An 8,517-nucleotide genomic window follows, 5' to 3' on the forward strand; every position below is an offset into this window, starting at 1 on the left:
GTCGAAGGTCCGGTCGCAAAGATCATTGCCGTCATCATCATCATCGTGACCGGGCTGTCGCTCGCCTTTGGCGACACCTCGGGTGGTTTCCGGCGGCTAGTCCAGATCGTGTTTGGCCTGTCAATCGCATTCGCCGCATCGAGCTTCTTCCTGTCGTTCTTCTCGTTCGGCGGCGGAGTGGTGATCTGATGGACGAGCCAGTCCCGGGATTTGTGGCTCCCGTCCACCGCGCGCTCACCGAACCGATCCTGATGGGCGGCGCGCCGCGCGCGGTTGCCATTCTCAACGGCACACTGGCTGCCGCACTCGGTCTCGGCCTGCGCATGTGGCTGGCGGGCCTTCTCTTCGCCTTCGTGGGTCACATGGCTGCGGTCTGGGCCGCAAAGCGCGATCCGGAATTCGTAGAAGTCGTGCGCCGGCATGTTCGCGTTCCCGCTCACCTCAGCACCTGAAGTCGTCCCATGATGAATCTTGCCGAATACCGCCGTTCAAGCACACGTCTTGCCGACTTCCTGCCCTGGGCTGCCCTGGTCGACGAAGGGATCATTCTCAACAAGGATGGATCGTTTCAGCGAACCGCCCGGTTCAGAGGGCCGGATCTCGACAGCTCCGTGCCTGCCGAGCTTGTTGCGGTCGCTGGCCGCCTCAACAATGCACTCCGTCGCCTCGGATCGGGGTGGGCCGTGTTCGTCGAGGCGCAACGTCATTCGGCCGGACGCTATCCGCCGGATACATTCCCGGACGTCGCCTCGGCGCTGGTGGATGCGGAGCGCAAAGCGCAATTCGAAGAAGCCGGCAGTCATTACGAATCGAGCTACTACCTGACTTTCCTTTATCTGCCTCCGGCAGAGAGTGCGGCTGCAGCAGAGCGCTTGCTGTACGAGGGCGGCCAGCGCGCTGCGGGAGCCGATGCACGCGAGGTGCTCGCCGGCTTTAGCGACCGGACCAGCCGCGTGCTGCAGCTGGTCGAGGGTTTCATGCCGGAATGCGGTTGGCTTGATGACGAGCAAACGCTGACCTACCTGCATTCGACGGTCTCGACCAAACGGCACCGCGTGCGCGTGCCAGAAATCCCGATGTATCTCGATGCGCTGCTGGCCGATCAACCGCTGGTAGGCGGACTTGAACCCATGCTGGGCGACGCGCATCTGCGCGTCCTGACGCTCGTGGGGTTCCCAACCGTGACAACGCCCGGGATTCTCGACGAGCTGAACCGGCTGGCATTCCCGTATCGCTGGTCGACGCGGGCTATCATGCTCGACAAGACAGATGCCACAAAGCTCCTCACCAGGATCAGGCGGCAATGGTTTGCCAAGCGCAAATCGATCGCCTCGATCCTGAAGGAAGTGATGACGAACGAGGCCTCCGCGCTTTTGGACACCGATGCTCACAACAAGGCGATGGATGCCGATAGTGCGCTCCAGGAATTGGGTTCGGATCAGATCGGCGAGGTCTTCGTCACCGCAACGGTCACGGTCTGGGACAGGGATCCGCGCGCAGCCGACGAAAAGCTCCGCCTCGCCGAAAAGGTCATCCAGGGCCGGGACTTCACTTGCATGGCCGAGACGGTCAATGCCGTCGAAGCGTGGCTCGGCAGCCTGCCTGGACAAACTTACGCAAACGTCCGCCAGCCCCCGGTCTCGACCCTGAACCTCGCCCATATGATCCCGTTGTCTGCGATATGGGCCGGAGAGGTGAGGGATCACCACCTCAAGGCGCCCCCATTGTTCTTCGGCAAGACTGAAGGTTCCACGCCATTCCGGTTTTCTCTGCATGTCGCAGATGTCGGCCACACCTTGGTCATCGGACCGACGGGCGCCGGCAAGTCGGTCCTGCTGGCGCTCATGGCGTTGCAATTCCGCCGCTACAGCGCGGCGCAGATCATTGCGTTCGACTTCGGCGGCTCGATCCGCGCATCGGCGATCGCCATGGGGGGCGACTGGCATGATCTCGGCGGCGCGCTCGACTCGTCAGAGCTCGTCGCCCTCCAGCCGCTTGCGCGCATTGACGATATCGGCGAGAGAGGCTGGGCATCCGACTGGATCGCATCGATCCTGACGCGCGAGCGGATCGAGGTCACGCCTGAGACCAAGGATCATGTCTGGTCGGCATTGACCTCCCTCGCCTCGGCGCCGGTTACGGAGCGAACGCTGACTGGACTATCCGTTCTCCTGCAATCCAACGCTCTCAAGCGCGCCCTGCAGCCCTACTGCCTCGGTGGGCCATACGCGCGGTTGCTGGACGGCGAGCACGAACGGCTGGGTGAAGCCTCCGTCCAGGTGTTCGAGACCGACGGATTGATTGGGAGCTCTGTCGCCCCCGCAGTTCTGGGCTATCTGTTTCACCGGATCGAGGACCGCTTAGACGGCCGTCCGACGCTGCTCATCATCGACGAAGGCTGGCTCGCGCTCGATGATGCCGATTTTGCCGGCAAGCTTCGCGAATGGCTCAAAACGCTTCGCAAGAAGAACGCCTCCGTCGTTTTTGCGACCCAGTCGCTTGCCGATATCGACGGCTCCAAGATCGCGCCTGCCATCATCGAGAGCTGCCCGACCCGGATCCTGTTGCCAAACGATCGTGCCATCGAGCCGCAGATCATGGCGATTTATCGGCGCTTTGGGTTGAACGACCGCCAGATCGAGATCCTCGCCCGCGCCACCCCCAAGCGACACTACTACTGCCAATCTCGACGCGGCAACCGCCTGTTCGAGCTCGGACTTGGCGAAATCGCGCTCGCCTTCGTGGCCGCCTCGTCCAAAGCTGACCAGGCTCTCATCGATCGGGTGCTTGCCGAGCACGGAAGGGACGAGTTCGTCACCGGTTGGCTCAAGGCGCGCGACCTCGGCTGGGCCTGCAATCTCATTCCGCAGCTCGCCCAACAAGGAGCGCTCTGATGAACCGTATCCGGCCGATTCTGGCGGCAAGTATCATCGCGATGACCATGGTCCAAGCGCCCGGCGAAGCAAAGGCGCAGTGGATGGTGTTCGATCCCAACAACTACGTTCAGAATGTGCTGACCGCCGCGCGTGAGCTGCAGCAGATCAACAACCAGATCACCTCGCTCCAGAACGAAGCGCAGATGCTGATCAATCAGGCGAAGAACCTGGCGAGCCTGCCTTATTCGTCATTGCAACAGCTCGAGCAATCGATTCAGCGCACCCAGCAGCTACTCTCGCAGGCACAGCGAATTGCCTACGACGTCCAGCAGATCGAACGCGCGTTTTCCACCACCTATGCGCCGGCATCGGTCAGCATGTCCAATGGGCTCCTTGTCGCAAATGCGCAGACGCGTTGGCAGAACTCCGTTGCCGGGCTGCAGGATGCCATGCGGGTCCAAGCGAGTGTTGTCGGCAATCTCGACACCAACCGCACCCAAATGTCGGCCCTGGTGACGGCGAGCCAGGGCGCATCAGGTGCGCTTCAAGCAAGTCAGGCCGGCAACCAGCTCCTTGCGTTGCAAGCTCAGCAGCTTGCGGACCTTACGGCTACTGTCGCCTCGCAAGGTCGTGCGCAAACGCTCGAGTCTGCCCAGCGCGCAGCTGCGCAGGATCAGGGCAGGGAGCAACTGCGGCGCTTTCTGACCCAGGGGCAGGGCTACCAACCAACAACCGTGCAGATGTTCCACTGATCATGAAGAAACAACTTGAACGACTGCCCGCCGCGGCAGCGCTTGGTCTTGCTGTCCTGGTGGTTGGCGTCTGCGCCATTCGGTTGGGTGAGGACGGGAGCGCGACCCAATCTTCCGTCTATCTCGCGTCAAAACCCGATGCGACCGCGGCAAAGCTCGAGCAATGCCGCACCGTCACCTACGAGCAGAAAGAGACTCTCCTGGAATGCCAGAAGATCTGGGCCGAGCAGCGCAGGCAGTTTTTGGCAGGAAGTAGATCGACAGGTGATCCGGACAGCCGGACAGGCGCGGCGCCATTCCTCTCTCCTGTCCCGCGCAAGGACGAAAGTCGCCACCCGTCCGGTTTTCCCTCCATTCCAAGCCAAACCGAGTGAGCCATGGGTGGTACCTCCGTCATCGATCAGTTCCTGGAAACCTTCACCCGCTACATTGATTCCGGGTTTGGCCTCGTCGGAGGCGAAGTGGGGTATCTCGCCACGACGTTGGCGGCGATCGACCTCACGCTCGCGGGCCTGTTCTGGTCCTTTGGCACTGATGAGGAGATTCTTGCCCGGCTCCTCAAGAAGACATTGTTTGTCGGCGTCTTTGCCTATCTGATCAGCAATTGGAACAGCCTTGCGCGCATCGTCTTCGAGAGCTTTGCAGGCCTTGGGCTAAAAGCCTCAGGCACAAGCCTGTCGTCGGCAGATTTTCTGCGGCCGGGCCGGATCGCGCAAGTTGGCCTTGATGCCGGCCGACCCATCCTCGACTCGATCTCGGGGCTCATAGGTTACGTCAGCTTCTTCGAGAATTTCGTGCAGATCGTGGTCCTGCTGTTCGCCTGGATCGTGGTGCTGTTGGCCTTCTTTATTCTCGCGATCCAGCTTTTCGTCACGCTTATCGAGTTCAAACTGACGACACTTGCCGGCTTCGTGCTGATCCCCTTTGGCCTCTTCGGCAAGACGGCCTTTGCGGCCGAGCGAGTGCTGGGCAACGTAATCTCTTCCGGCGTCAAGGTCCTGGTCCTGGCCGTCATTATCGGCGTCGGATCGACCTTGTTCTCGCAGTTCACGGCAGGCTTCGGCGGCAACCAGCCGACCATCGAGAACGCGATGGCACTGGTGCTCGGTGCGCTCACACTTCTGGGGCTCGGGATTTTCGGGCCCGGTGTTGCCAACGGCATCGTCTCCGGAGGTCCGCAGCTTGGCGCCGGGAGCGCTGTCGGGACGGGCCTCGCCGCCGGTGGCGTTGTTGCGGCTGGCGCAGGTCTTGCCGCCGGCGCGGCCGGTCTCGCCGGCAGCGCGATTGCTGGCGCGGCACGTGGAGGCAGCGCGATTGCAAATGGTACGATGAGCGTGTCGCGGGCGGGGAGCATGTCCGGCGCAGAGGCAAGTGCGTCAGGTGCGGCTAGTCCTTTACGTTCTCTCGCCGCTGGTCTTGGTGGATCGTCGAGCCATGCCGGTCGGGAAGAGGGGGACTCTTCCGCCGCTGGGTCCGACGCGCCCGCTTGGGTTCGCCGGATGAAGCGGGGGCAGACGATCAGCCATGGCGCATCGGCGGCTACCCAGGCGATCCGTTCGGGCGATCACGGCGGAGGGGGCGGATCTGTCGACCTCTCCCAACAGGACCGCTGACACTTCACATCGACCATTTCCATTGCTGAGCAGCTTGAGGTCAAACAATGTTCAAACGATCGGCCGTTCACTATGGCCGCATGCCGGAGCCTGTCACTCCGTATCAACGCGCCGCCCAGGTCTGGGATGATCGCATTGGGTCTGCGCGCGTCCAGGCCAAAAACTGGCGCCTGATGGCGTTTGGCTCCCTCTTCTTGTCCGGCTGTTTTGCCGCCGCTCTGGTCTGGCAATCCGCACACGGGACGATCACGCCGTGGGTGGTTGAGGTCGACCAATTGGGGGAAGCCAAGACTGTCGCTGCGGCAAATGCCAGCTATCAACCGACGGACCCCCAAGTCGCTTTTCACCTGGCGCGATTCGTCGAGCATGTGCGTGGTCTGCCGATGGACGCCATCGTGCTCCGCGAAAACTGGCTGCGCGCCTACGATTTCACGACGGATCGCGGTGCCGCGGCGCTCAACGATTATGCCCGCAACAACGAACCATTCGCCAAGCTCGGCAAGACGCAAGTCGCGATCGAAGTGTCTAGCGTCATCCGGGCCTCCCCTGAGAGCTTTCGCCTGGCCTGGATCGAGCGGCGCTACGAGAACGGTCAGCTTGCCGCAACGGAGCGGTGGAGCGCGATCCTCACCATCGTCGTGGAAATGCCTCGCGATCTGGATCGCCTACGCAAAAATCCCCTCGGCATCTACGTCAACGCGATCAACTGGTCAAAGGAGCTCGGCTAACATGCCATCAGGTCTCGTTATTGTGTCACGAAAAGCGCGGCCGTGCTTGCCTCTGGCTCTTCTGGTCTGTGTCTCGACGCTGGGCGGCTGCACGACCTTCAGGCCGCCGCAAATCAGCTACGACAACGAGCTCCCGCCGGCACCGGACTTGCCGGCGCTTGCCGATGATCGCCCGCGACCGCTGCATGTGCCGCCGGCCTGGAAGGCTGCACGAGGCGGCAACAGCGCGGAGCCCAAGGAGCCTGTCGAGCGCATCGAAACCGCAAATGACGCTGCACGCGTGCAGCCTCGCAAAGCCGGCTACTACAATGCGGTGCAAGTGTTTTCCTATAGTCCGGGCGCGCTCTACCAGATCTATGCCGCGCCGGGGCAAATTACGGACATTGCCCTCGAGCCCGGTGAGCAGCTGATCGGCTCGGGACCGGTCGCCGCAGGCGATACCGTCCGCTGGGTGGTCGGCGACACCGAAAGTGGCAGCGGCGACAGCCGCCGCGTTCACGTCATGGTCAAGCCCACCCGTCCCTCGATCGAGACCAACCTCGTCGTCAATACTGATCGTCGTACTTACCTGATCGAGCTTCGCGCCAAAGAAAAGCCGTATATGCCCTCGGTCGCTTGGTTCTATCCGGCGGATCGTGGCGAGCGAAGTCGGGCTTTACCGCCGGCACCCTTTATTCCGGACCTGCCGGCGCGCCGGTACCGTTACGCGATCGAGGGCGACAGCCCGCCGTGGCGTCCCGTCAACGCTTATGATGACGGCCGCAAAACTTATATCGAATTCTCCCCCGGCGTCAGTCAGGGCGAGATGCCGCCGCTCTTCGTGATCGGACCCGACGGTAAAGCCGAGCTTGTCAACTACCGCGCGTACGGAAACGTATTGATTGTTGACCGGCTGTTCGCGGCCGCCGAGCTGAGGCTCGGCGAGGAGCACCAGCAGAAGGTCAGGATCGTGCGAACTGACGGGAGGTCGCTTTGAACGATAGTGACCAGGCGATCGATGAACCAAACGAACCGCCTCGCCCCAGGCCGCCGGAAGAGATCGCCGAAACGCTGCGGCTCCGGCCGGACCCTCCGCAAGTTGCGCGCCTCTCGCGAAAGGTCCTGATAGGCGTCAGCGCTTCTGTGCTCGTGCTGGTCACCGGCGCGGTGCTCTGGGCGCTGCAGGAGAAACGGTCTCGTGTCTCAGCGCCTGAGGAGCTTTACGCCACCGAGCACCACAATATCGCCGATCAGCTCGCGACCTTACCAAAGGATTACACCGAGATCCCGAAGGACGTGCCGCGCCTGGGGCCGCCCTTGCCGGGCGATCTCGGCCGGCCGATCGTCGCAGCACAGGGGTCTTCGACATCCAGCTCCCTCGGCATCGATGCCGAACAGCAGCGTGTCACCCAGGAGAGCGAGGCGGCACGGACCAGCAAGGTATTTGCCAGCACCAATGTCCGGCCACAGGCCCCTGCCACCTCGTCGAGCGAAGCCCGATCGAGCGCCGCGCCATCATCCGACGAAGCATTTGCTCAGAATGGCCAAGACCGAAAGCTTGCATTCGTCAGTGCAACAGTCGATCGCCGAACGACAAGCTCCGATCGCCTTGTGAGGCCGGCATCGCCTTTTGTCGTTCAGGCCGGAACCGTCATTCCGGCCGCTCTGATCACAGGAATCCGCTCCGACCTGCCTGGCCAGATCACGGCGCAAGTCACAGAATCGGTGTACGATTCTCCTACCGGGCGAGCTCGCCTTATCCCCCAGGGAGCAAGGCTGATCGGAAGCTACGACAGCCAGGTCGCATTTGGGCAGTCGCGCGTGCTCCTGGTCTGGACGCGCCTTATCATGCCGAACGGGAGGTCGATCGTTTTGGAACGGCAGCCCGGCGCAGATGCGGCAGGCTACTCTGGTCTTGAGGACGAAGTCGACAATCATTGGAAGGAATTGTTGGGGGCCGCCGCTCTTTCGACGCTGCTTTCCGTCGGCACGGAGGTGAATTCCGGCGCGGATAGCGGCAATACCAACAGCGATCTCATTGCCGCGCTCCGCCGTGGAGCTGGGGATTCGATCAATCAAACGGGCCAGCAGATAGTCCGCCGCAATCTCAATATTCAGCCAACTTTAACGATTCGTCCGGGATTTCCGGTGCGGGTGATCGTCAACCGTGACCTGGTGCTCGAACCGTATAGGGGGTGAGGACGATGGCCAAGCTTAAGCTCGGCGCAATCGAAGACGACAAGCCGATCAAAATTACGCATGAACTGCCCGCGAGCGTGCACAGGGATCTCGTGGCATATGCCGAGATCCTTGCACATGAGACCCAGCAGCCGATCGGAGATCCAGCCAAACTTATCGCGCCCATGCTGGCCCGGTTCATGGCAGCTGACCGGAGCTTCCGGAAGGCGCGCCGCGCGGGTCAGCGACCAGCAGAAGGCGAGGGGTAGCGCTGGGAGAGCAACTTCAGGAATTCGTGTAGCGCGGGGTTTTCATTGTCGGCGCGCCAATAGGCAGAAAACTCGAACCGGCTCGCACCCGCCCCATCGCGCAGCTCCCGGTAAACAAGGCC

General features: G+C 62.2%; 10 protein-coding genes. All 10 read left to right on the forward strand.

The annotated features are described in order from the left end of the window. Window positions 1–189 (forward strand): TrbC/VirB2 family protein (locus tag IVB27_RS19940; protein ID WP_247445024.1); only part of this gene is annotated, 189 nt, incomplete at its 5' end. Then, window positions 189–452: a VirB3 family type IV secretion system protein gene (locus tag IVB27_RS19945; protein WP_247445025.1), complete on the forward strand. Its 264-nt coding sequence runs from the start codon at window positions 189–191 to the stop codon at window positions 450–452. The genes IVB27_RS19940 and IVB27_RS19945, both read left to right, overlap by 1 nt. Window positions 453–461: 9 nt before the next feature. Next, window positions 462–2,894 (forward strand): conjugal transfer protein TrbE, encoded by a 2,433-nt coding sequence (gene trbE / locus IVB27_RS19950; RefSeq protein WP_247445026.1) that lies wholly within the window; start codon window positions 462–464, stop codon window positions 2,892–2,894. Beyond that, the gene (gene trbJ / locus IVB27_RS19955) at window positions 2,894–3,628 is read left to right on the forward strand and encodes a P-type conjugative transfer protein TrbJ (RefSeq protein WP_247445027.1); all 735 of its coding nucleotides are present in this window, start codon (window positions 2,894–2,896) and stop codon (window positions 3,626–3,628) included. The genes trbE and trbJ overlap by 1 nt, the downstream gene beginning before the upstream one ends. 2 nt (window positions 3,629–3,630) lie before the next feature. After that, the gene (gene trbK-alt, locus IVB27_RS19960) at window positions 3,631–4,002 is read left to right on the forward strand and encodes a putative entry exclusion protein TrbK-alt (RefSeq protein WP_247445028.1); all 372 of its coding nucleotides are present in this window, start codon (window positions 3,631–3,633) and stop codon (window positions 4,000–4,002) included. A 3-nt stretch (window positions 4,003–4,005) separates the two neighbouring features. Continuing rightward, entirely contained in the window at window positions 4,006–5,241 is a 1,236-nt protein-coding gene (trbL, locus tag IVB27_RS19965) for a P-type conjugative transfer protein TrbL (protein ID WP_247445029.1), read from the forward strand. Between the two features lie 47 nt (window positions 5,242–5,288). Continuing rightward, window positions 5,289–5,969 (forward strand): conjugal transfer protein TrbF, encoded by a 681-nt coding sequence (gene trbF, locus IVB27_RS19970; protein WP_247445030.1) that lies wholly within the window; start codon window positions 5,289–5,291, stop codon window positions 5,967–5,969. Window position 5,970: 1 nt separating this feature from the next. After that, on the forward strand, window positions 5,971–6,945 hold the full coding sequence (gene trbG, locus IVB27_RS19975; RefSeq protein ID WP_247445031.1) for a P-type conjugative transfer protein TrbG: 975 nt from the start codon (window positions 5,971–5,973) through the stop codon (window positions 6,943–6,945). Continuing rightward, the gene (locus tag IVB27_RS19980) at window positions 6,942–8,147 is read left to right on the forward strand and encodes a TraB/TrbI/VirB10 family type IV secretion system protein (protein WP_247445032.1); all 1,206 of its coding nucleotides are present in this window, start codon (window positions 6,942–6,944) and stop codon (window positions 8,145–8,147) included. The genes trbG and IVB27_RS19980 overlap by 4 nt, the downstream gene beginning before the upstream one ends. 5 nt (window positions 8,148–8,152) lie before the next feature. Next, entirely contained in the window at window positions 8,153–8,395 is a 243-nt protein-coding gene (locus IVB27_RS19985) for a DUF2274 domain-containing protein (protein WP_018459932.1), read from the forward strand. The last annotated feature ends 122 nt before the right edge of the window (window positions 8,396–8,517 follow it).

Origin of the sequence: Bradyrhizobium sp. 197 (genome assembly GCF_023073375.1) — a bacterium.
Taxonomy (GTDB): domain Bacteria; phylum Pseudomonadota; class Alphaproteobacteria; order Rhizobiales; family Xanthobacteraceae; genus Bradyrhizobium.